We start from the raw sequence: 23,535 nt of genomic DNA, 5'->3' as shown, positions 1-23,535 counted from the left end.
TATCGATCAACAATTTCAAATCATTCCGACAATTTGTTTGTCATAGTGATCAATGCAACCACTAATCATATCAAATTTGTATCCAGACGAATGTCGATCCGTGTACGGCATCTTCGTTCAGTATCAGGTGGAAGCCCTACAGCGGATTGGTCATAAACCTGAAGTTATCTCACCACATCCTTATATCCCGCCTTTTCCTGGAATTTCTGAAAAATACAAATCACTTCATAAAGACGTTCCCTATAAATCACAAAAGAATGGCATAACGGTTCGATATCCGCGAACGATCTCGCTACCGAACGAGCGTACACAAGCATTAACAGCAATTATATCACGTGTTCTTTCCAGTAAATGGATCTCAGCCTTAGAGAACGATGGCTTCACACCCGATTTGATCAACGCACATGTTGCGAACCCAAACGGGTACGCATCTATTCCTATAAGTAAACATTTTGATGTTCCTCTTATCACAACGATTCATGGTGCAGATTTAAACCTTCTGTACAGACAATATTTTAATCGATATATAATAAATAAGTGTCTGTCAGAGTCGGATGCTGTTCTTGTAAATAGCCAGAAAATCAAACAACAAATCCCGGATCGTATAGCACGTAAAACAGATATCCACGTAGTTGCAAACGGAATTCCAGTCTCAAAAATAGACGAAGTGAAGTCCAGAGACATTCCTGCAGAAATTAAGCAGGATAAATTGACCATCATATCAGTTGGTGACTTAATACGATCCAAGGATCAGTTGACTGTTCTCAAGGCGCTCTCTCAGCTTGATATTGATTATCAATATATTCTTATTGGCGATGGACCATACCGACAAACCCTAGAAGAATACGTCGAGGAAATGGACATGGAAGACGTACTGTTTCTTGGTGAGATCCTAAATGAGAAGGTTTTTGAATATCTCTGGAATTCTCAAATATTTGTACTCCCGAGTTACCGTGAAGCATTTGGTATTGCTTATTTAGAGGCGATGGCATGTGAAGTACCAGTAATCGCCTGTCGGGGGGAAGGTCCGGAAGAATATATTACACACAGGCAAAATGGATATTTAATTGATAAACAAGATCACAAACAGTTGAGATATTACTTATTGAAATTATCGCGCAATGAGTCACTTCGAGACGACCTAGGAACTTCTGGAAGAAATGTCGCAGAGAAGTATTCTTGGGAGGCAAATGTACAGGAGATAGAGCGCATCTACCAATCTCTGATCAGCGATCAATAACACAAGAATGAAGTCTTAAATATCTTTCCAGATATTACTAAATTTTTCATTATTAGGTTAAAATTGTGTCCAATTCGCGTTACATACAGAACTATAATTTCGACAATATGATTCTGACGGGTCTGTTATTTGGGTAGAAAGCAAAGAGACAGATCGGTGTGAAATCCGAAGTCCGTTTCTTCACAAGTGGTACAGTAGCTAAGGGTAAATCAGTTGAGCGGCTGCACTCTCCGAGATGTCACGTTTGACCGCAGAGGGTGGTAGTGCTATTGTCTCGCTCCAATAGAAGTCGGTCTTCCAGCCATTATACGAGAAGGGCCGTTTCGTAGATGGAAAACGCCGCCATACCGAATCGATCCAAGAATTATGGAAGGCAACCATGGGAGACCCACTACTCGAATCCAACGAGGAGCACCGTGGTTATGACTATCGACAAACCATAGAATGGTATCAAGTAGATTTCAACGAGATCTTGATCGAGTATTGTCCATGGCCGAAATTAGGAGGTTCGCTCAACCCGACAGCAATCATTTCTGCCACTATGTAAGACAGACTTGTTCGCCTACTCCTTAGCTCTGTCAGATGTTTCCCAAGTTACAATGTTATTTCCACGTATGAAGTCCACAAATCCCAAAAATAGTCCGTAATTTGCCTGAAGAAAATAGAAGGGTACATGAGTAGCGATCGAATCCTCAATACCGAATCGATCTGCAGCCCAGCCTGCTGTCGCAAACAAGTAGAATAAGAGTTGTCCTGCGAGCATCACCTCAAAAACCGCAAAGGGTGCCAGCAATACAAGTCCAATATTTGCAACGAGAACCCCAAACAAAAACATAGGAGAGAGCCACCGAATTACCTTGTGTGACCACAGTTGATACGCGAATCGTGTGTTCCGAAATGGACTAAGCAAATCACGAAATCGAACGATACTGTTCCAAGAACGAGTGACGATCCGAACGCGTCGCTGGAGTTCGTCGGCCGTCGAACTCTCGGTCTCCTCCCACGCGACCGCACCGGGAGCGTAAACGACGCGCCCTCCGTTTCGAACGATCGAGAGCGGTTCGGTGAAATCGCTGATCGCGTCGGCCGGTTGTGGCACGTACGAGTCCGCCTTCACCGCGTAGATCGATCCGTTTCCCGTGACGAGCGAGTAGAACCGTGATTCGAGCCGTTTGATCCAAGATTCGTATCGCCAGTACACCGACTCTCCTTCCACATCGCTCGACTTCTGATACTGAAGTTCGCCGACCACGCAACCGACCTCAGAAGTGAATCTCGACACGAGTTCGGAGATAGCGTCGGGCTCGTACATGCTGTTGGCGTCCGAGAACACGAGTATCTCCTCATCGACGAGATCGGCGACACGGTTCTGACATTCGGTTTTACCAACCCGCCCCTCGATCCGCACGAGAGACACACCCTCATCCTCGTATCCCTCCACGATCTCGTCGGTCCGATCGTCAGATGCGTCGGAGAACACGACGATGTTGAGTTCGTTCTTCGGATACTCCAACTGGAGGCTATTTTCGATCTTCTCAGCGATGACTTCCTCCTCGTTGTACGCAGCGATGATCAAAGCGACGCTCGGCCGGTCACCACTCGTTAGCGCTCTTCGATCCGAAACGAAGCGCGTCCAAAGCTGAAGGGTTATCGGATAGAGGAAGTACGTATGAACCAACGCAAATCCACTCAAGAGAAACATCACTATAAGCACGACTTCCAGAATCACAGCCAAGCCCCTCCATTCGCGAACCCCTTGAAGCAGGATAGACCGTACGGCTGCGAGAACCACATGGATCCGTATAGCCGTATCTGGATTCAAGAAGATGCTGATATCTGTTCTCCGATGCCCGGGGGTCATCACTTACGATTGAGCGCTACGCCGAGCACTACGCGAACACAGTCGTGCAGTTCAGGATCGTGTACGATGAGGTCCAAGAACTGTTCGGCGACGACACCCAGACCCGCGATTTCACCCGCATCTCGGACGTGGCCCGCGCCTGCGAGCTCGCCGCCGACCACGAGCTGACCGGCGTCTACAACGTCGGTACCCAAGAGGCCTACTCGTTCAACGAGATGGACGAGTTGATCAACGACGCGCTCGGCATCGACACCGATCCCGAGTACATCGAGTACCCCTTCGGCGGCTACGTCCATGACACCATGGCCGACTACTCGAACTTCCACGAAGCCACCGGCTGGGAGCCCGAAATCAGCTTCAAGGAGGGCGTCGAACGCGTCTGCGAGCGTACTACAACGTGAACTAGTAGGTGACACAAGGGCTATTGGACAGATAGCATCCCAGAGCTTCAGTGGGAATAGCTAGCAAACCTCACGAATACAGAATCCTTATACTGCAGTGAGAGGTATACGCAAACCATGAAAGCAGTCGTACTCGCGGCCGGGGAAGGCACGCGGCTCCGGCCCCTCACAGAAGACAAGCCCAAGGGCATGGTCGAGGTCGACGAAAAACCCCTCATCACCCACTGCTTCGATCAGCTGATCGACCTCGGCGCAGACGAACTCATCGTCGTCGTCGGCTACATGAAGGAGGTGATCACCGACCACTACGGCGACGCCTACGAGGGCGTCCCAATCACCTACACGCACCAGCGTGAACAGAAGGGGCTCGCCCACGCGCTGCTTACCGTCGAGGAACACATCAACGACGACTTCATGCTCATCCTCGGCGACAACATCTTTCAGGCGAACCTCCAAGACGTGGTGCGTCGCCAGCGCGAGGAGCGCGCCGACGCCGCGTTCCTCGTTGAGGAGGTCCCCTGGGAAGAGGCGAGCCGCTACGGCGTCTGTGACACGAACCAGTACGGCGAGATCACAGATGTCGTCGAGAAACCCGAGGACCCGCCGAGCAACTTGGTGATGACCGGCTTTTACACGTTCTCGCCCGCAATCTTCCACGCGTGTCACCTCGTCCAGCCCTCGAACCGCGGTGAGTACGAGATCAGTGACGCGGTGGATCTACTCATCCAGTCGGGCCGCACCATCGACGCCATCGGGCTCGACGGCTGGCGTATCGACGTCGGGTATCCCGAGGACCGTGACGAGGCAGAACATCGCCTCGCTGGCGACGAGGTCGAGTTCGACGAGGACACCGACTCCGACGACAGTACCGAAGATATCGTCGAGTCCAACGCATAGCGCGTCCACGACGGGAGTTATCCTGACCGGAATTCGAGTCGTATTGGCCGCCGTCCGCGAGAGCGTGTGTAAGCCCACAGTTCCCAACGTGAGAATCCTTGCGCTGAAGCGCGAAGGATGTTAGGGGATAAGAGAGATCAGCGACTTTTTCAGGAGTCGTCGCCCCGATTCCGTGAGTTCACCTTTTGTCTTCCCATTCATGATCGTCCCGGGAGCGGTCGTGTAGAGTGCCCACGGCATGAGATACGACGTATCGTTGAAAGAGATTTTTCGAGATGCTCGTCTTTGAGTTCCGGTGTGGTTTGCTGGTACGTTCCGGCGCTCGTTCCGACACACATCACGGTACAGTCGGTAGCACTGAACGGGTGGGTTTCGTGAGCGAGGGACGATCGGTCTCTGAGGATGGGCACCTGTCGGGTCTCGGGCCCAGCAAACGTCCCCTGCTGATAGCTTACTCAGCAAACTCGTTCATCTCGTCCGCTAGCGCTTCGAGTTCTGCATCAAGTTCCTCGTCGGTGCGGTTCTCACCGATCTGTTTCTCCGGTATCTCGGGCGTAACATTCCCGTCACGGTGGTGGCCGAACATTCGGTGAGTTTGATTGAGACTGGAGACGTACCGCCGGATGTCTTCACGGTCACCGAGTGCGTGGTAGTAGCCGTCGTCGGTTTTACCCAGATAGCCGTCGTCGTAGAGCCGTTTGAGCGTGGTCGTTGCAGTCCTCCGAGGGATGTCAAGGGCTTCTGTAACGTCTTTTGGAGAGTACCCCCACTCGGGGTGTTGATAGAGGTATTTCACGATATCTAACTTCGTTGTCCCCGGTCGAAGGGCAAGTTCGGAGTCGTGGTTCTCAAGCAGTACTGGCATAATGTATTCGAATGTAGTTAGTTGTGTCAAAACTATTTCGGTCAGCGTACACACATTAGCGATCCAATTCCACACAGATACAGTAGGTGACCGCCATGTTGACCGACCAACTTGGCACGGAAGACAGAGAAGCGTGGCGCGGGCACGCACCCGATAAACCTCATCTGAGCACCGATAATGAAGTGCGTGAATCTAATTGACAGAGATCTAGTTTTCAGGAGTACACCAAAGGATTTTGTTAACCAACAGTCGCTCTCAAACACATTCTCTGTTGGTTAAGAGTACTCGCCCAATCTAGAGTAATCCATACATACTAAGCAAACTACCGTTCAGTCGTCAGTAACAACGTCTTCAGCCGAATCATCATGGGCGTCCTCATCAGTCTCTTCGTCAATATACCGCCAATCTTCAGTGTCCAAACGACCTTCGAGATATGCCTCACCGGCTTCAGTGATCATGTAGACACCATTCCCTAAGCTTTCGAGGAGGCCTTCTTCATCCAGTTTTTTGCATCTCCTGTCGACGTGCTGTCTAGAGTAAGGTAGAGATGCCTCTGTAGTCATTTTCGTGGGTGTTGTCGGTTTATTTTCATAAAGAAACTCTAAAATTCGATCATCAAGAGAAGTCATCCACTTGCCTGAATGCCTCATAGAGCACATATTCAATGTCATAGTCTATATTACGGATGAATAGCACTTATAGACTAGCTAAAGCACATATCAGATACCACCGTCAAGTATATGTTACCAGAAGTCAATCATTGTTATACGGAACCCGAGTGACGAACCCTTGGCTCGTGAGAGAGTGTCGAAATCCCGGCCGCGGTGTTCCAGCACCCGGCCGGGACGGGTTCTGTGCGGTGACACAGAACCATGCTAATGCTGGCAACTGCGGGGCTTAAGCCCTGCGAGACGACTGACGGATCGAACGGGAATTCCTCCAGCTGTCGTCTGTGTGAAAACACAGCCGACGGGTACTACGCTGCCTTCGACGGCCCACTCTGTACACCGTGCGCTACGACACGCAGCGTCGACGAGGACACCGTGGAGGGGCACAATGCCTAGCCCCAGCGAGAACGACGGCATCTCGCTTGCCGATCTCTCAGCCACCCACCGCGACCTGCTCTGGGTACTCTCTCAGACTGGCCCCAGCGAGAGCGGTCCACTCCACCACGCACTCGACGACTACTACACTAACGGTATCGACCAAGCCCGGGTCTGTGACACCCTCGAGGAGCTCATCGAACACGACTACGTCACGAAACAAACCCACGACACGACCAAGTACCGACTCACCGAATCGACCCGCCGCGCACTCTCCGCGCGCCAGGCGTGGCAAGCTGGCACTCGCAACGCCGAGGGAGGGCACGAATGACCCGCCCCGACGATCCGCAAGCCGCAGATCTCTCCCAGCTTTCACGCATCTTACTCAACACCAACCACCCGATCTGCCAAGTCTGTAGCCAACCGCTCCACGAAGGCGACGACATCACCGCCTACGCCTACCGCGCGGCCGGCGAACCCGCGTACGCGATCGGCTACATCATGTGCGGTTCAGATGTTCACGAACACCCCACTGTCTTCACCCGCGGTGTTCGCGAGTACGTCCTGACGGGCCACATCGGGACATGCGCTGACGTGCGTACCCAATCGATGACGTATGTTCTGCTTGGTCCGGAGGCAGTGGTTACCAGCCCGATGACAAGCAGGGAGCCACACGTCCGTCCAGACACCCCCACAGAGCGTTCGCCAACCAATACCCAACAGCAGGAACCCACACCCTTGCTGACCGCGATCCGGGAGCACACTCGCTCGGTCGGGGGCGCACTCCAAGCGGAGTCTGAGTAATGGCGGGCAATCTAATCCATCAAGACCTCAGTCTACGGCAATCGCTCGTGATACACCGTCAGCCTACAGCTCATGAGCGAGCGATCCAGCTCAGCAGCCACAATACCGGTAGCTCCACTGCGGGACTCGTCTGTCCGACGACCAGCCCGCAGGTGATCAAGTAACCCATGATTGAAGATATCGATTCCGACGTTTTCGTTCGGATTCGCACCGACTTGTTAGTGGTCGGTGACAGCATCATGACCGATCGTCACCACGCCTCGAACGGCAACTACGAGGACACCGACCCGCAGAACCAGATTGGCGGCATCATCCCGGCATTCTCACTGTCGGGATGGCTTCGTCACGGGATGGAGAAGGTCGTTCAGAAGCGTGGCGGTACTGCCTGTCACCCCGGAGAGGCCAACGCGAACTTCCGGAAAGACGGTGTCTATAACCGCGACCTCGATGCCGGGTATCACCCGAAAGGCGAGTGCCTTGACGACGATGACGGCACCGGGTGTGTGATTCTCGATCTCTTCGGTGGGTTCGAGAATCGCCCTGGGAAAGTGATGCGTCGCCCGATCAAGTTCTCGCCAGTTCGGTCCAGCGTAGACTACACGCGAGGACAGGCCGAGGGCCACTACCGCCGGCTCAACCGGAACGTCGTCTCGCGGAACAAACACGACAACCGAGAACCGCTTCGGAACGCCGAACTTGACGCTGTCGGGAACCTCGACGGCTCGTGGCACCTCTCTTTCCGGGAGACGAAACCCGAATTCGTCGCGCTGCTCGCTGAGGCCATCGAGTATCTCAACGCGCACAACACCGAGTTCATACACCAGCTCGGTGGCGCGCGGAACTTCGGCGGCGGGATTGTGGATTGTGAGTTGGTGAACCCACTCTACGAGGAACACGAATTCCGTCGCGTCTTCGATCGGAGCAAAGACAGCACGCACAAGATGGGCAAGAAAGACGAGAAGTGGGAAACCGAGTACCTACCAGAGTTTCAGGCGGCGCTCGCAGAGCGCGTGGAGGAAGTATGAACGACGTGATGCTCACGGCGTTCCGCCACGACGCTCACAAGTTCACGGGCGAGAGTCACGACGATGCTCGTCAGGAGTTCGCTGGCGTGTCCGTGAACCAGACGGTCCCGCAGGGCGCGGACGGCGATGCGGCGGCGCTCTCGCGGCCACAACAGAAGCAAGAACAGACGGTCCCGACACACGACGACCACTATCGACTCTCGTTGCTGACCGGTGAGACTGCCTACAACCCCGGTGGGTTCTCTCGGGCAACCACCGAGAGTGAGGTATCGAACCTCCTCGGCATCGAGGACGCAGAGACGGCCCACGAACGGTGGATCAAAAGTGACGTCGCCGCCGCGTTCAACGAGTCGGTGTATCATCCATACACCTCGCTGAAGTTCCACACGCTGCTCGTGGCAGCCCTCTTGGACAACTACCGTGCCGATCACGAGTTCGGCAACCTTCGGCTCATTGTTGACACAGCCGGTGACGTTGTTCCGTTCCGAACCGTCTTCGACGGCGACCGCTTCGCGCTCCGGATCGACGTGAGCACAGACGGGAATCCGTCGGCGCGTCTCGGGAGTCGCCCGTGGCGGTCGTGGGCATCGACGTGGAACCGCCTGACTGCGCACCCGCTCGATACCGACCGCGACAAGTACGACATGACGCTCGATGCCAATCTTCGGCGGATACAGTCGTGGAGTACCGCACTCCAATACATCGAGGACTTCGCGGACTGGAGCTACAGACCACACAAACCTACTGAAGAAATCGCATAACCAATATGAATTACATCGAGGACTTCGAGAATTGGAGGCCCGACCGATGATGGCGATTCAGCAAGTCCTGTGGGAACTGCGGATGGACTACATCGGCCACCCGTACTACGTGAGTGGAAACGCCATCTTACACGCGCTTGGCCAGCGACTCGATCCCGAGACGCACGCGGCAGTATCGGCCAGCCACGGTGTGTTCGTCCCTGGTCAGTTCGGGGCGTTCCCAGAAGAACACACACAGTCGGGCGTCCGCCCGTACCTTGGGAGTGGTCTGCCAGACGTCGAGGCCTACGACGACCTCTTCCTCCAGCGGGAAGCCATTCACCCGTGGCTTCTCGACACCCGCGCTCGAGACGCGCTGAACACGCACGGTATTCGCGTCCACGGCGGCCATCCGGCGCTCGCCCACGAAACCATCATGGGCCGCCAGGAAGACCAATGGAAGCAACAGCAGACAACCAAGTGGTACGTTCACGCCTACCTCCACGCTGATGACCCGGCGGTGCTCCCGCTCGGCGAGGACATGCTTGAGGGTCTTCAGTTCGGTGGCAAACGGAACTACGGCTACGGCGAGGTTCAGCTGAAGGACACGCAGATGGTGGATCTGGATGACCTTGACTACTCCCGGCTCGAAGACGCGGAGACGTACTTGATCGAGCTCGTAACACCGTTCGTGGTGGAGACGGAGTATCCCGACGCGGACGACTGCGTTATTCCGTGGTGGTGGGCGGAGAACCGCGACGATCTCCGGCTCCGTGAGGAGAAGCTCCTCGAACAGTGCGAGGTATTCAGGTTGGAGACGGTGGACCACGGACAAGTCGTGAAGTACCTCGGAGACCGCCCGGTGGAGACCGCAAAGAACGGCCTCCACCGAGTCGGATCGCACTCTCGATACGGCTTCGGGGAACTGCGGCTGAAGCCCCTCACCGATCAGTATCAAGAATCAGCGGAAGAGCGCTGACTACACTGGTGAATCAATCCATGAACGACGATGAATCGCCTGACAAATGTTCGCGGGGCAGACTGATTAAAGAAATCGTATTACCAACAACTGCTACGAGGTCGACGCACAGTCACAGTTCGATCTCACGATGTCGTGGGTGCTTGCTGGCCCGACAGTTACTGCCCTCAACGACGAGATCACCGCAGCGCTCACCGAGGAACTCGCCACAGTACGGGAAGCGATCGCCGACGGCACCGAACAGGTGCCCACTCTCGCGATCCCCGTCCGAGACGGCACGACGTACCCCGCCATCCGGCGGGTGATCGACGAAGTCGCGACGGCCCACGACGCTCAGTGGTCGCCGCGTGAGCGACAGCGACTCGTGCGATTGTGTCTCCACTCGTTCGGTCCGTCCGAGACCTCCCAGCGTGCGTGTCCCTATGACGTCGTGGCAAGCCTCCGTCGAGCGCTGACCGAGGGACAAACGCCGACACCAGCCGCGATCGAACGGGCAGCGGCCACCCTCCCAAGTGAGCGTTTCCGGCCCGACCTCACCCCGACAGCAACGAAGCTGTACGCAACGCTCCTCAGAGCGGACCAGCCACTCGGCCGCTCAGCACTGATCGACCGGGCCGGTATCTCCGCGAGTAGTTACGATCGCCGGCTGAGCGATGTCCAGACTCTCGAGCACGTGACCGCCGTTCACGTTGACGGCCACCGACAGTGGATCGTCGACGACGCCTCCACGCGGGCCACGGCGTGGGCGCCACCAGCGGCGTGGCCGTCCAACAGGAGACACACCACCGCCCCAGTGGTGATGCCTCGACAGCCCACAACATCCGGCCGAAACAGCGCTCCGACCACCGTCCGTAGCGGGTGTAGCCACAACGACACAGCGAACTGGTGGCGTGTTCAGACACGCATAGCGACAGCCACAGCACTCGACAGCGATACAGCGCACCACACCCCACTTCCGATGGAACCGAATTCACAACAGATCGTGTGGTCAGCGCGAATACCCGGTCAACAACCTGGACAGCGCACACACCGACACGTCGAGTCCCCAGCGACAAAATCATCCTCACAGACCACGGCAGCACCGACCACGAAGCCACGTACACCCACCAGCGGTGGACACCGATGATCGACCATCGCCCGTGATCAAGCGCATGGTGGCTCAGACGATGCGGTATCGTCAGGTCTGCCAGTTAGGCGTCCTCGTTGAACGCAGGATATTCCTCCTGCCCGGCGAGGTCGTGGGTTTCGAGACTATCACCACCCATCGGGGCCTTGCGGTCGTCATCTTCGAACGCGCCGTAGCGTTGTCGGACGACCTCAACGGTGAGATCCCCGCTGTCGGTGACGGTCCAGCGGAGTTTGTCGCCAGCCTCAATATCAAGCCGGCGGCGGAGTGCTGCCGGGATCGTGACCATCCCCCCATCGCTGACCGTTGTTTCTTCGGGCGGGATTTCGGGTGACATACGCAGCAGTACCCACCGTGGAATGGTAGCTGTTGTGCCACATATTCAGTCGGATACCAGCGATGCTGAAGGGGTCAAACCCCTGTCGGCCATAGACTTATGTTATTGTAGTACGATCGTACTACCATGAAGTACGCGAGTGTCAGTGTCAAATTCCCGGTTGAGTTGGACACCGAGATCGAGCGGTTCCTCGATGAGACGGGTATTTACACCAACAAAAGCGAGTTCATCAAGGAAGCCTGCCGATCACATCTTCGCGAACTTAATGACGACGCGGCAATCACTGCGCTTCGCCTAGAGCAACTGCTCGCACAGGCTGAACAGAGCCACCAATCAGATAAGGAGATCAACGCTGAGCTTACCGCACTCGGCGAGAAAGTCGATCCAGACGATCTTGAACAGGCCGTCGAAGAGGCCCGTGAAGAGACAGCCACGCAAGTGTATGGATCTGATTCGTGAAAATTCTCGATACAAATCTGTGGGTATTCGGGACACTGCGAACCAACAAGGAGGCAACCGAATTGCTTACAGCAATCGATCGCGGTGAGACAACATCGGCGATCAGCGCGTATATGCTCCAAGAGGCGTTGGCCGCATTCGATCGCACGAAGGGCCTCTCTGCGACAGAACGAGACACCGTCAAAACCAATTTTGTGACGCGGCTCACCCGGATGACGGGTCTCATCGAAGCGCCATCAAGTCGTGATACGAGCGATGCGCTCCTCCGAGAACAACGGTCGGCGCCCACAGTACGAACACTGGCCCGTGTCTGTGGGATCCAGCCGAAAGACGTTCCAATCCTTGTGTTGGCGTTTGAGCATCGTGATCGCGAACCAACCATCTTCACGAACGACGAGTCCTTCGCCGAATTTGAGCCGGCAGCACACTCACTTCCTGAGATTACTATTACTCATATTTCGTGACCACTCCCGTGTGGTCTCTCGTCCAACTACTCGATGTCCGAATCGTCACCATCGGCGACTTCACCAAAGAGTCGCTCCCACCGCTCACGGAGCATCGACCACTGGGGGGGAACGTTCCGCACCCGCCGAGAGCCGCGTGTGAGCGAATTTCGAGATGACATTCCACCGCTGTTGGACCGACGGAGTGATCTCAACATCGAGGTACCGGAGTTCTCCGCTAGTGGGCAGGTTCCGTGTTACGTGCCGGATCGAGAGGGCAACGACAAGTACGTCAGTGCATACCACAGCGACTACGACTTCGAGTAAGATTGGGTGCCAGCTTGGTGATCTACTTCATCACGTCGCTGTCATGAAGCGCGTACAACATAACTTCCCCAAACATATTTGCGGTAGCGACTCAAATAACCAATATGCCTACATTCGATCCTGCGCCGCCCGACGACGCACTCACAAAAGAGCAAGAGGTGTGGACGGAAACGACGAATACGCGAAGCCGAATCCGAACTGTCGTCTTGGGACTCCATGAGCCCGCTACGGTGGCGACAATCGCCGATCGCGCACAGTGTTCGGCGAACGCTGCACGGACTCATCTCGAGGAGTTTGTGACTCTTGGAATCATTCGAAAACACGAACAATCGGCTGGAACACGATACGCACGCAACGAAGCGTACGTTCACTGGCGGCGAGCAAACGAACTTGCCGTCTCACACAGTCTTGAGGAACTCCTCGATGAACTCGCCAGCCTAGAAACAACACACGACCAGTTCCAAGAACAGTTCAACGCTTCGGCACCTTCCGATGTTTATCTGCCATCTGAGGCAACACACGCCGAGATAGAAGCACAACTGGAGACGCTCTCAGAGTGGGCAACGGTGCGTGAAGAAATGGACCGGCACAAGGAGGCGATTCGGATCGCCCGTCGAACAGACGACCGGCTCACGGCCTGAATCGATGGGTCCAGCAGCACCCATCGACGAACCCGTTGTCGAACGCTTCTTTGAACGATCCCAGACCCATCCGTTGGTCGAGACAGTCACCGGAGACCGGACTGGTGGAACACTCACTGTAGTCCGTGTGACATTCGATCTCGATCAGTATCCTGATCGAATACAAGAGGCGAAGCTAGAAATCCGGTGGTATACGAACGGAGACTACAACTTCCATTACACAGAGACGCACGCTTCTGGGGAGAGTTGGCACTGTCGATGGGATCGGCACCCGAATCCGCATACGTCCCGAACGCATTTTCACCCGCCGCCAGCAGCCCAGTCAAGTGATGCGATTCCCGATTCTCCCTCCGATCACCATCCTTCGGCGATGTTCGCACGAACGTTCGCCAACATCCGAGCCCGGATCGAGGATCTGTGGGATACATCTGGCCGGTAGCAAAGAATCTCCATTAACGACCTCACCAACGAATCAAGCACAAGGGCACTCGGAAACGGCGACGGGTGCTCCTCACTCATCGTGCTGGTACGGTGCGTCCGCAATCGTCCGCTCATGGATGTCCACCGCAAAATTCACGTCAGTGAACTACCCCACCCTACTCAGCCACTGGCGTGGCTTCGTTGAGGGTGGGGCTTCCTGTTTCGATGACGCGCTTTGCAGACACCGAAATAGTGTCCGTAGGGAGCGCAGTCTCCACAGGCGTAGATTTGGGCCATCCCAGCCCTAGTTCAGAAAATCCGCGTTGCAGGACGTTCATCGCCGCGTTCGCGTCACGGCCACATTCAAATCCACAACTGGGACACGAGTGTTCTCGTACCCAGATGGGTTTGGCCGTCTCCACACCACACTTCGCACACTCTTTCGTCGTTCCTCTCGCTTCGACTTGCACCACGTGTGTCCCGTACAGCTCACCCTTGTATTCGAGCAAGGTGATGAACTGTCGCCACGCAGCATCTTGCTTGTTCCGCGCATTCTCGTCGGCCTGAAGCATCTCAGCAACGTTCAGATCTTCCACGAACACCGCATCGTACTCTGTGACGAGCCACGTCGTGAGCTTGTGCTGGTAGTCCAGCACCTTCTGGCGGATGTGGCGGTTGACCTTCGCAACCGTTTCGCGCTGGCTCTCGTAGTTGTTCGACCCGTGTTCCTTCTGCGAGAGCTTTCGCTGCTCTCGACGGAGGCGATCGTACTCGTCTTCGAGGTCGAGCCAGTCCACGGTTTTGCCGTCCGACGTGTGGATGTAGTTTAGGATGCCGAGGTCGATACCTACGCTGTTACTCGTATCGAGCGTCTCCACGTCCGGTTTCTTGGGTAGGTCTGCCTCGTCAGTTTCGAGGCCGAACGAGACGAACCACTCGCCGGTCGTCTCTTTTTTGATGGTGACTTCTTTGATGGCTGCTTCGTCGGGGATCTCACGGTGGTAGCGGTGACTGTACTCCATCGCTGTCTCTTGATTCGAGATGTGTCGATTTAATGGTTTATACTGGTGTGCGGCGATTCATCCCCTCCCTACTCGCTCGCGGTACTCGCTCGTGGAGGAAGGGGCATTCTCGCCTCAATTTCGGTAAAGATTCAGTGTCAAGACCAGCGACACACAGCACCTCTCAATTCACGAGAGCGACTGCTGTTTACTGCCGAAAATAGGAACGGTTATCGGCGGGGAGACGGCTGGGACGCTCGTCGCTGCGATCGGCTTTCGGAATGTGCTCGCACACGAGTACGGACATGTCAACCACGACGAAGTGTATGAATCCCTCCAAACAGGTCTGTCCGTGTACGATACATTTATCCAACAGGTCGCACAATGGATGCGGAAGACAAGCTGAATACATCCCTCGAACGGTGGGCTCACAGCGAGACAGTTCGGGATTCGACTGATCGCCGCCCGTAGCGGGTGTAGCCACGACGACACAGCGAACTGGTGGCGTGTTCAGCCACGTATGGCGACAGCTACAGCGACACACCACCCCGCACCTCCGATGGAACCGGATACACGACAGATCGGGTGGCAAACGCGAATACCCGGCCAACAAGTCGGACAACGCACACACCGACACGTCGAGCCCCCAGCGACAGAATCACCCTCCCAGACCACCGCAGTATCGACCACGAAGCCACACACCGACTCGCGGTGGGAACCGATGATCGACTATCGCCCGCATCAGACGTGTGGCGACTCAGACGACCTCTCGTCGTCGAGTCTATCTCGATCAGGAAATAGGAGAGTATAGTACTACACCAAAATACTATAGTCCTCTAAGTCGTGCATGTCCACATGAACGACCGAAGCCCACCAGAAGAGTTTACAGATGTCAACGAGGCGGTTGGGGAGGAATGGGAATCGGAAACGACGCCCTACGAACGCATTCGACACGTCATTGCGCATACGTATAGCCCTCTCTCAGCTGATGCGGTCGCTGACGATGCACGGACCGCTCCGAAGACCGCTCGAAAGCATCTGAACACACTCGCAGACGAGGGATTCGTCGAGACGACACCCGGCGAACACGGTAGCACGCTCTATCGTCGCTCACCCGAATCGCTCGTCGTCGAACAGGCTGCCGACATCCTTGCACACGTCTCGACTGACGAACTGGCCACACGTATCCAGGAGATGCGCGAGCAGCTCACCGAGTATCAGGCTGAATTCGGTGTCGAGTCCCCTGAAGAGTTGGCCGTCAACCAAACGAATCAGGCTCTCGCCGAGTCCGGATCCCTACCGGACAAAATCGATCGAGAGAGGATTCGTGAGTGGAAGACGCTCCGTCGGAACCTCGCGTTCGCGAACGCTGCCCTCTCGATCGGCAACGCCGAGCAGTTCGTCGACAGTGATCGTCGTTCGACTGACGAGAACGTTCCGGCCTGAGCGATGGAGGATGCGCCTGATCGAGCAGAACGCCATACGCTTCGCGGGGCAACGGACCGTCCGGCACTCCTGACGATTCGCGACGTTATCGAGAAGATGGAACCGCTTGCGACAGCCGAACTCGACGACTATCTTCATCCATCTGTCCTCGAAGTTGCACTCGACGACGGGTTGTGTACGGCAGACGAGGCTCGGATTGACATCCAGTGGACGACACGGGCTGACTACAAATTTCACTACACAGACACGGAGGGGGTGAATTTCCGGTGGGGAAAACATCCACATGCGGGAGACTACAGCAACGTCAGTGGGTTCGAACACTATCATCCGCCGCCGACTGCGAGATCAGATCCGGACGAGGTCGAAGAGTCCTGTATCACACAACCTCCCGAAGAGTTGGTCACTCGCGCCGTCTGCAAACTCTGGCGGGTCGCCTACCACACGGACTCGTATGCGCCGCTCAATGCGAGTCAAAACCCGCCGTGAACCGCCTCGGGGCAACCCCCCGAGGCACTCGCCTCGAACCGCCTGTAGAAGCTCAGAATTTCCAGACACAGGATCGGAGAACAGGGTAAACCCGCGGATCCCGAAACATCCGGTTGGCTACGAGACTCCCACGATACCATCGGCTTGGCATCCTCCCGCTCGTGCCGGGGAGACCGAGACAAATATTAATTTTTTCTAGGAAAGTATTTTATCGTTGGAGACGGTAGTCGCTGATACACATGACCACAACTGACGCTCCCTACGAACTGTGGGAGGGAGACGTGAATGAGGCCGCTATTGAGGAGTGGAAGGCGGATACAACCACGTTCGACCGCGTCCGGCACGTCAGTGACGTCACCACCGAGCCGCAGGCTGTCAGTACAATAGCCGAACGAGCACATGTGAGTGAACCGACTGCGCGAAAATACCTCTCCATGCTGGCGGAGACTGGCCGCGTCAAAGTAATTAACACGGATTCCGGAACCCGGTATATGCGTGCTCCCCAAATGCTGGCAATGAAGCGTATCGCAGCGATTCATCGCGAACATACCAAGAACGAAATACGAGACACAATTCGAGACCTCAAGACGGAACTGAACAGCTTCCGAGAGCAGTACGACGTTGCTGACGTTGATGAACTCACTCTCGAGCTGGAACCTGGGGATGATGGCTGGCAAGATATCACCCGCTGGCAACAGATCGAACAGAATCTCGAAGTTGCACAGGCGGCGCTCTCTCTCTACGATTTCGATCCTGATGATAGCCACGCTGCTGCGGCTCGTGTTGCTGACTCCAGCCGTGTTATTGGATCGGATGAGCACGGAGCACTCAGCGATGATAGCGAACGATCAACAGCGTAGATGGAGCCTGATACAGATGTCGAGGGAGAAGTCGGGCCATTAGATGAGACCGCATTAGAGCAGATTCGAGATGAGTTCACCACGCTGGATGGGCTCGTCATCGAAGCAGGGTTCGACAGTTTACTGGATCCAACCAAACTCGTCGTACGACTCGATGACGGCATCGGAGGTGCGGAGTCGTGTCGGTTCGATGTTCGATGGTACCAAACAGGATACTACAATTTTCACCATACCGACGAGCAGGATGTTAATTTCCGATTTGACTTCCATCCCAAGCCGGACGCTCCGAACAAGCATTTTCATTCTCCACCCGAAGCACTGTCAGAGCGCCCGCAACGTTCCTGTATCACTGCGATAGAGCCCAGACTGGTGACACGTGCGGTACACTTTCTCTGGCGGCGTGCATACGAGCAGAACTCGCTTACACAGTTGAACGAAGCAGAAAACCCACCTTGACATCCTCGTGACCGATCGCCGCGACCAGCTCCATCATCGGTGGTAGTTGTCGGCTTCATCCCGGGTGATCGACAACATCGCGACGGCCCACGACGCCCAGTGGTCGCCCAGCGAGCGACAGCGGCTCGTGCGGCTATGTCTCCACTCGTTCGGCCCATCGGACACCTCACGAAGGGCGTGTCCGTACGATGTCGTGACAAGCCTCCGTCGAGCGCTGACCGAGGTGCAAACACCGACACCAGCCGCGGTCGAACGGGCGGCGGCCACCCTCCCGAGTGAGCGCTTCCGACCCGACCTCACCCCGACAGCGACGAAGCTGTACGCAACGCTCCTCAAAGCGGACCAGCCACTCGGCCGCTCAGCGCTGATCGACCGGGCCGGTATCTCCGCGAGCAGCTATGACCGTCGCCTGAGTGCTGTCCACGCTCTCGAGTGTGTGAGCGCCGTTCACGTTGACGGTCACCGACGGTGGATCGTCGACGACGCGTCCACGCGGGCCACGGCGTGGGTGCCACCAGCGACGGTGCCGTCGAACAGGAGACACACCTCCGCCCCGCTGGTGATGCCTCGACACCAAAACACACCTGTCCGAAACAGTACTTCAACCACCGTCCGTAGCGGGTGTAGCCACAACGACACAGCGAACTGGTGGCAGATTCAGGTGCGAATAGCGACAGCCACAGCACTTGACGGCGATACAGCGCACCACACCCCACTTCCGATGGAACCAGATTCACAACAGATCGTGTGGTCAGCGCGAATACCCGGTCAACAACCCGGACAGCGCACATACCGACACGTCGAGTCCCCAGCGACAGAGTTCTCTAGACCACGGCAGCATCGATCACGAAGCCATGTACGCCGACTCGCGGTGGGCACCGATGATCGAATATTACCCGCGATCAAGCGCATGGTGACGCAAACGGTGCGTCGTTGTCAGGTCTGCCAGTTAGGCGTCCTCAGTGAACGCAGGGTCGTCCTCATGCCCGGCGAGGTCGTGGGTTTCGAGGCTATCACCCGCATTCAGACAAGACTGCGGGGATTCCACCTGCGTTTTATGTTATCTGAGAATGTACCTCGGAGTAATGAGAACCGTTGAGTCGACCTCTCTCAAGAGCCACTTCGATATTGAGGCGGTCCGGGCTGTTCTCCGAGAGCATCCAGTCCGGCTCGCGATTTTGTTCGGTTCGCACGCCACCGAGACGACCCACGATACGAGCGATATCGATATTGCGGTCGAGTTTGACGGACACGAACCAGCAGATCAAGGATACAACGAAATCTTCCTTGGGCTAAGCGTCGATCTTAGTGACGAACTGAACACGGATGACATCGATCTCGTTGACCTCCACGCAGTCTCACCACCACTCGCAACTGCGATATTCGAGAATGGGATCCTCTTGATCGGAAACAGCGACCACGCCGCTGAACGACGCCGTGAACTTACAACGGATGAGAACGACCAGCAAACGCCTCGTGAGCGGCTTGATACGGCTCTTGATCGAATTAACGATCATCTTGATACTGATGATTCTGGACTCCCTGCCACTGGTGAGGTGGAGAGCGACGGATGACGGATGAGGACCTCCCGGCAGATAGGCTCAACAAGATACTCACTGCTATCGAAACAATCGAAGAGAGTCTTGGTGTTCTTGCTCGCAAACAGGCCGTGAATCGTGCGGACTACAAAACAGACTCGGACACACGCGATATCGTCGAACGACGCTTTGTGAAGATGACAGAAGCAGCTATCGATATCGCCGAAGAGATAGTCAAACACGAACAGGGCACTCCACCAGCAAGCAACCCGGCGTCAATGCGTCGACTCGGTGAAATGGGCATTCTGTCAGGATCACTGGCCGAGGAGATGGCACAGGGAGCTCGATTTCGGAACGTGCTGTCTCACACTTACGGGCATATTATCAAACACGACGTGGTGTACAATGCGCTACAAGATTTGGAGCGGTATCGAAGCTTCGTGGAGGCGGTTCGAGTATATCTTGAATCCAGCGACGTACTCGATGGCTGACGCTGTGTCGCGAAACGATCTACAGGCGCTCAAACAAAGATCGAACCCCACGCTGGCTCTTCGAGAGGCCTGTTATGACCGTCGGATAAGCGACGTCCGTGCCCTCGAGCGTGTGAGCGCCGTTCACGTAGACGGTCATCGGCGATGGATCGTCGACGACGCCTCCACGCGGACCACGGCGTGGGTGCCACCAGAGTCGAAGCCGTCGAACAGGAGACACACCACCGCCCCGCTGGTGACGCCTCGACACCCGATCACACCCGGCCGAAACAGCGCTCCGACCACCGTCCGTAGCAGGTGTAGCCACGACGACACAGCGAACTGGTGGCGTGTTCAGGTGCGAATAGCGACAGCCACAGCACTCGACGGTGATACAGTTCACCAGACTCCACTTCTGATGAATCTGGAACCGAATTCACAACAGATCGTATGGCAAGCGCGAATACCCGGTCAACAACCTGGACAGCGCACACACCGACACGTCGAGTCCCCAGCGACAGATCCCTCACAGACCACCCCAGCACCGACCACGAAGCCACGTACACCCACCAGCCGTGGACACCGATGATCGACCATCGCCCGCGATCAGGCGTGTGGCGACCAGACGACTTCTCGTCGAGTCGGTCTCGGTCAGGTACTGTCAAGACTATCGAGATCAAAAACCTATAGCACACATATGCGAGCCAGTAAAATATATGTGTGCCCAGAGTATAGCGTAGTGTATGACCGACGAGCCACCATCTCCTGACGGCCCTGACGAGTTCCCCACCGAAGCGGAACTACCGGACGAACCGGTAACCGTGGATGATATTGACCCATTTACTGTTGATGACGATGACTTCGAGGACATCGATGACTTCGCAGGCGCAGAGTGGAAAAACGAGACCACTGCGAACGAGCGAATTCGCACGGTGATCGACAGAACGACGACTCCGAAATCGGCGGCCGACATCGCGGAGACCGCGCTCGTCTCAGAAACAAAAGCCAGAGCCACACTCAACAAGCTTGCTGAAGAAGGTATCGTGAGAAGTCAGCAGACAGACTCTGGAAAGCTGTACGCTCGAGACCCAGAGTGGCATCTTCTCAAGCAGATTAGGAAACTCGCCGGGAGCGACACGCTCGTCGATCAAATTCAGCGGGTAAAACAGGAACTCGCAGAGTACAGGGCCAAATATGACACAACCGATCCAGAGGAACTCCTGATTTCAGACACGGAACTCACCCAGAATGAACTCGATGACGTCTCTCACTGGCGGACAGCAAAACGAGAACTCAGCCACCTCAGAGCGGCATACCGCCTCAAAGAGGCAAAAGAACAGGTATCCACCGTAACTGAACCGGGAGACAGACAGACGGGTAATCAGACAACGACCCCCGCTGGCAATCAGCCCCCACTCCAGTAATGGGGATGGGGAACGGCTCTCCAATTGATTCGGAAGCGATTGATGAGAGCGTGGATCAGATGTGCCAACAACTCGGCAACGGAGTCGTCACAGTCCGATTCCGGTATCAGAAAGGTCACCCGTTCAAACAGCGGGACGGAGAAGATCTCAGAGCAGCACGGGTCACTGTCACCCCAGGAATCCATGGGCGAGGTGGGTATTTCGATATTCAGTGGTGGGAGAATGGAGACTACAAATACCACTATCGAGAGGACGGACTGGAATTCAGGTTCGGGCGCGAGGCAGCGAATGAAACCACCAAGAAGCCGGTACGGCATTTTCATCCGCCAAGCAATCTCGACGCACATACGCAATCCAGTATCGGGATTGAACAACCGCCTAAGCTTGTCACAATTGCTGTACTGAAGACGTGGTGGACAGCGGTCCAGAACGGTGATGAGAGCTTGGTGAACGCGCAGAATGGCTTGCCGTAGTCTAGGAAAGCAGACGCATTGACTTCCTCCCAGCCCTGAACAGTAGTTGCCGAACCTGACTGAGGCTCTTCACGCTGGGCTGTGTTGGTCAGTGACATTCTCCTCGCCGTAAACGGCGAGGCTTCCCACGCATGGGGAATACCAGTTTGTCGTCGCTGGTAGAGGATTTCGACTCCTCGTAGGCCGTGAGCGACATCTGCGCTGGTGCGCTCTTCTCACGGTGTCGAAGCATCTATAGCTCATTGACATCCTCCTCCGGCTAAAGCCGGAGGAATCCCGAGCGTTGGGATATTAGGGTTTACAGTCTCCCTGCTCTCTCGGTGTGAACCGTCCGCTCTCGCGGTCGAACAGGAAGACTCCGGGCTGTGCCAACCAGCCGTTACTCATATCCCCCGTCGGGGGACTCTGAGTTATCTTTCGCCGGATGTTCACCGCACCATTCACGTCCGCGTTCATCGTCGTCTCGCACGACTCACAGACGTACAGACCACGCTCCACACGGTTGCTATCTCGAATCTGCCCGCAACACGAACACATCTTCGAGGTGTTCTCCTCGTCTACACGATCAACGAGGATGCCGTGTTCCTCGGCCTTGTATTCAAGGAGGCGGGCGAATCGGTCGAACTCCCAGCCGTGCAACTTCTTGTTCCCCGACGCACCCCAGCTCCGCGAGTCACCGTCCTCATCCTCGCGGATGTCACTAAGATCGCCAACCGCTATCTTCTCCACGCCCTCTTCGACACACCGCTGAACGATGTGTTTGCTAAGGGTGTGGAGGAAGTGGTCTTTGCGTCGAGAGAGTTTCTTCCGAGCCTTCCGCGCTCGCTTCGACGGGCCATTCTCACCTTCAGTCTGGTACTCCTCACGAGTGAAGTAGTGTTTGTCCTCTTTCAGCGTGTTCCCCGGATACAACTCACCCGCGCCGTCTTCGTAGTCGATGGCGAGATAGTTGCTGATTCCGAGGTCGATACCCGCTGTCTTGTCACCCGGGGCGTCCTCGACGGGAATCTCTTTCTTACAGACGAGGTGGAGTTCCCACTTGTCACCGTTCCAGACGGCACGCACCTGCTGGATGTTCTCAACTTCTACGTCAGGGCGGGTTTCGTACTCGGCGAGGATAAAGTCAGACCGACTCTCTTTCAGGTTGAAACCTTTTGAGAGCCGAAGTTGGTCGTGTTTGTCGTCGTGCTTGATGGCTCGTTTCTTCCATGTGACGGTCGAGCGTGGATGGTCGTCGCCACGTTTCCGGTAGCCCGGTGGGTTGTTGCTGTCGTCAGAGTTGTACCAGCCCGTGAACGCCTCAGCAAGTTCTTCGAGAACTCGCTGACTTGACTGAGAATGCAGGTCACTGTAGCGTTCGTGGTCTTTCAACTCCGACTTCAGCTCGGCTTCGTCGGGTATCTCACCGGTTTCGTCCCACCGTTGTTGGATGTAGTAGCGGCCGACGTTCCACAGTTTGGATGCAGAGAACCCGCACTGGTCAAGGTCGTCACGAACCTGTGAGTGGTTCGTGATTCGGGCGACGTAGGTGCGGGTTGTCTCCAGCATCGAACTGACTTCATAATACATTATCGCTAGTTGTCCACTCTCTCGATAGCGGCGGCAGCAAGAGGCTGGTCTGACATGGTGAGAGCGCCGAAACGAGACGAAGGACACTTTTGGCACTACAGAGACTGGGAAAAGAGTCAAAGATCTGGTTGCTTTCCGCTGTGGCCATCGCTCAAACCGCTCTCAGAAGACAGCTGTTGCTCCCCGCCACACCAAAAACAAAAG

25 protein-coding genes and 2 pseudogenes are annotated in these 23,535 nt (G+C 55.7%); 20 read left to right on the top strand and 7 right to left on the bottom strand.

Annotated elements, in window-relative coordinates:
- The first annotated feature begins 100 nt into the window (after positions 1 to 100).
- Positions 101 to 1,240, top strand: a complete 1,140-nt coding sequence (locus ACP96_RS17855) for a glycosyltransferase (protein ID WP_161785362.1) — start codon at positions 101 to 103, stop codon at positions 1,238 to 1,240.
- 562 nt (positions 1,241 to 1,802) lie between these two features.
- Here the strand turns inward: ACP96_RS17855 and ACP96_RS12810 are convergent.
- Positions 1,803 to 3,032 (bottom strand): glycosyltransferase family 2 protein, encoded by a 1,230-nt coding sequence (locus ACP96_RS12810; RefSeq protein WP_202593951.1) that lies wholly within the window; start codon positions 3,030 to 3,032, stop codon positions 1,803 to 1,805.
- A 95-nt stretch (positions 3,033 to 3,127) separates the two neighbouring features.
- On the opposite strand from ACP96_RS12810, the pseudogene ACP96_RS12805 reads away from it, so the two are divergent.
- Positions 3,128 to 3,502 (top strand): annotated as a pseudogene (locus tag ACP96_RS12805) (GDP-mannose 4,6-dehydratase); the annotation flags it as partial.
- A gap of 117 nt (positions 3,503 to 3,619) precedes the next feature.
- Entirely contained in the window at positions 3,620 to 4,399 is a 780-nt protein-coding gene (aglF, locus tag ACP96_RS12800) for a UTP--glucose-1-phosphate uridylyltransferase AglF (protein WP_050033581.1), read from the top strand.
- Positions 4,400 to 4,850: 451 nt separating this feature from the next.
- Here the strand turns inward: aglF and ACP96_RS12795 are convergent, their stop codons facing one another.
- Together ACP96_RS12795 and ACP96_RS12790 are read right to left on the bottom strand one after the other, a co-directional pair.
- A complete protein-coding gene (locus ACP96_RS12795) occupies positions 4,851 to 5,264 on the bottom strand; it encodes a winged helix-turn-helix transcriptional regulator (RefSeq protein ID WP_050033580.1) in 414 nt (137 codons plus the stop codon).
- 329 nt (positions 5,265 to 5,593) lie between these two features.
- Positions 5,594 to 5,827: a MarR family transcriptional regulator gene (locus ACP96_RS12790; protein WP_321163869.1), complete on the bottom strand. Its 234-nt coding sequence runs from the start codon at positions 5,825 to 5,827 to the stop codon at positions 5,594 to 5,596.
- Positions 5,828 to 6,320: 493 nt separating this feature from the next.
- Between ACP96_RS12790 and ACP96_RS12785 the strand changes: the two genes are divergently transcribed.
- The 5 genes from ACP96_RS12785 to ACP96_RS12765 all read left to right on the top strand — a co-directional run bounded on the left by ACP96_RS12785 (position 6,321) and on the right by ACP96_RS12765 (position 9,855).
- Positions 6,321 to 6,638: a hypothetical protein gene (locus ACP96_RS12785; RefSeq protein ID WP_050033579.1), complete on the top strand. Its 318-nt coding sequence runs from the start codon at positions 6,321 to 6,323 to the stop codon at positions 6,636 to 6,638.
- Positions 6,635 to 7,111: a hypothetical protein gene (locus tag ACP96_RS12780; RefSeq protein WP_050033578.1), complete on the top strand. Its 477-nt coding sequence runs from the start codon at positions 6,635 to 6,637 to the stop codon at positions 7,109 to 7,111. The genes ACP96_RS12785 and ACP96_RS12780 overlap by 4 nt, the downstream gene beginning before the upstream one ends.
- Before the next feature lie 167 nt (positions 7,112 to 7,278).
- Complete coding sequence (locus ACP96_RS12775; RefSeq protein WP_050033577.1) at positions 7,279 to 8,136, top strand: hypothetical protein; 858 nt, start codon at positions 7,279 to 7,281, stop codon at positions 8,134 to 8,136.
- Positions 8,133 to 8,897 (top strand): hypothetical protein, encoded by a 765-nt coding sequence (locus ACP96_RS12770; RefSeq protein ID WP_050033576.1) that lies wholly within the window; start codon positions 8,133 to 8,135, stop codon positions 8,895 to 8,897. The genes ACP96_RS12775 and ACP96_RS12770 overlap by 4 nt, the downstream gene beginning before the upstream one ends.
- 46 nt (positions 8,898 to 8,943) lie before the next feature.
- Entirely contained in the window at positions 8,944 to 9,855 is a 912-nt protein-coding gene (locus ACP96_RS12765) for a hypothetical protein (protein WP_050033575.1), read from the top strand.
- A 1,190-nt stretch (positions 9,856 to 11,045) separates the two neighbouring features.
- Here the strand turns inward: ACP96_RS12765 and ACP96_RS17840 are convergent.
- A complete protein-coding gene (locus tag ACP96_RS17840) occupies positions 11,046 to 11,318 on the bottom strand; it encodes an AbrB/MazE/SpoVT family DNA-binding domain-containing protein (protein WP_082222529.1) in 273 nt (90 codons plus the stop codon).
- 126 nt (positions 11,319 to 11,444) lie between these two features.
- Between ACP96_RS17840 and ACP96_RS12755 the strand changes: the two genes are divergently transcribed.
- The 4 genes from ACP96_RS12755 to ACP96_RS17830 all read left to right on the top strand — a co-directional run bounded on the left by ACP96_RS12755 (position 11,445) and on the right by ACP96_RS17830 (position 13,188).
- Positions 11,445 to 11,777 carry a ribbon-helix-helix domain-containing protein gene (locus ACP96_RS12755; RefSeq protein ID WP_050033573.1) on the top strand — a complete coding sequence of 111 codons (333 nt, stop codon included), beginning with the start codon at positions 11,445 to 11,447 and terminating at the stop codon, positions 11,775 to 11,777.
- Complete coding sequence (locus ACP96_RS17835; RefSeq protein ID WP_082222528.1) at positions 11,774 to 12,241, top strand: hypothetical protein; 468 nt, start codon at positions 11,774 to 11,776, stop codon at positions 12,239 to 12,241. Before ACP96_RS12755 ends, ACP96_RS17835 begins: the two co-directional genes overlap by 4 nt.
- 138 nt (positions 12,242 to 12,379) lie before the next feature.
- A complete protein-coding gene (locus ACP96_RS18725; RefSeq protein WP_154020467.1) occupies positions 12,380 to 12,547 on the top strand; it encodes a hypothetical protein in 168 nt (55 codons plus the stop codon).
- 104 nt (positions 12,548 to 12,651) lie between these two features.
- Positions 12,652 to 13,188 (top strand): DUF7342 family protein, encoded by a 537-nt coding sequence (locus tag ACP96_RS17830; RefSeq protein ID WP_082222527.1) that lies wholly within the window; start codon positions 12,652 to 12,654, stop codon positions 13,186 to 13,188.
- Positions 13,189 to 13,784: 596 nt separating this feature from the next.
- On the opposite strand, the pseudogene ACP96_RS12750 reads toward ACP96_RS17830, so the two are convergent.
- Positions 13,785 to 14,615 (bottom strand): annotated as a pseudogene (locus ACP96_RS12750) (RNA-guided endonuclease InsQ/TnpB family protein); the annotation flags it as partial.
- A 181-nt stretch (positions 14,616 to 14,796) separates the two neighbouring features.
- On the opposite strand from ACP96_RS12750, the gene ACP96_RS19550 reads away from it, so the two are divergent.
- From ACP96_RS19550 to hepT, 7 genes are all read left to right on the top strand, one after another.
- A complete protein-coding gene (locus tag ACP96_RS19550; protein WP_082222525.1) occupies positions 14,797 to 15,015 on the top strand; it encodes a HepT-like ribonuclease domain-containing protein in 219 nt (72 codons plus the stop codon).
- Positions 15,016 to 15,464: 449 nt separating this feature from the next.
- On the top strand, positions 15,465 to 16,055 hold the full coding sequence (locus ACP96_RS12745; RefSeq protein WP_050033572.1) for a DUF7342 family protein: 591 nt from the start codon (positions 15,465 to 15,467) through the stop codon (positions 16,053 to 16,055).
- Positions 16,056 to 16,058: 3 nt separating this feature from the next.
- Complete coding sequence (locus ACP96_RS12740) at positions 16,059 to 16,541, top strand: hypothetical protein (RefSeq protein WP_050033571.1); 483 nt, start codon at positions 16,059 to 16,061, stop codon at positions 16,539 to 16,541.
- Between the two features lie 239 nt (positions 16,542 to 16,780).
- The gene (locus ACP96_RS19545) at positions 16,781 to 17,401 is read left to right on the top strand and encodes a DUF7342 family protein (protein WP_050033570.1); all 621 of its coding nucleotides are present in this window, start codon (positions 16,781 to 16,783) and stop codon (positions 17,399 to 17,401) included.
- A complete protein-coding gene (locus ACP96_RS17810; RefSeq protein ID WP_082222524.1) occupies positions 17,402 to 17,857 on the top strand; it encodes a hypothetical protein in 456 nt (151 codons plus the stop codon).
- A 1,085-nt stretch (positions 17,858 to 18,942) separates the two neighbouring features.
- Positions 18,943 to 19,431: a type VII toxin-antitoxin system MntA family adenylyltransferase antitoxin gene (gene mntA / locus ACP96_RS12725; protein ID WP_050033568.1), complete on the top strand. Its 489-nt coding sequence runs from the start codon at positions 18,943 to 18,945 to the stop codon at positions 19,429 to 19,431.
- Entirely contained in the window at positions 19,428 to 19,886 is a 459-nt protein-coding gene (hepT, locus tag ACP96_RS12720) for a type VII toxin-antitoxin system HepT family RNase toxin (protein ID WP_050033567.1), read from the top strand. The genes mntA and hepT overlap by 4 nt, the downstream gene beginning before the upstream one ends.
- A 135-nt stretch (positions 19,887 to 20,021) precedes the next feature.
- On the opposite strand, the gene ACP96_RS19750 is transcribed toward hepT, so the two are convergent.
- A complete protein-coding gene (locus ACP96_RS19750; RefSeq protein WP_272913229.1) occupies positions 20,022 to 20,144 on the bottom strand; it encodes a hypothetical protein in 123 nt (40 codons plus the stop codon).
- Between the two features lie 464 nt (positions 20,145 to 20,608).
- Between ACP96_RS19750 and ACP96_RS12710 the strand changes: the two genes are divergently transcribed.
- A complete protein-coding gene (locus ACP96_RS12710; protein ID WP_237561648.1) occupies positions 20,609 to 21,289 on the top strand; it encodes a winged helix-turn-helix domain-containing protein in 681 nt (226 codons plus the stop codon).
- A 764-nt stretch (positions 21,290 to 22,053) separates the two neighbouring features.
- Here ACP96_RS12710 and ACP96_RS12700 read toward each other — a convergent pair.
- On the bottom strand, positions 22,054 to 23,310 hold the full coding sequence (locus tag ACP96_RS12700; protein ID WP_050033564.1) for an RNA-guided endonuclease InsQ/TnpB family protein: 1,257 nt from the start codon (positions 23,308 to 23,310) through the stop codon (positions 22,054 to 22,056).
- Between the last annotated feature and the right edge of the window lie 225 nt (positions 23,311 to 23,535).

It is taken from the genome of Halorubrum halophilum (genome assembly GCF_000739595.1).
GTDB classification, from domain to species: Archaea; Halobacteriota; Halobacteria; order Halobacteriales; family Haloferacaceae; genus Halorubrum; species Halorubrum halophilum.
Note: the sequence above shows the minus strand (reverse complement) of the source record. Positions and strands in the feature narration are given on the sequence as shown.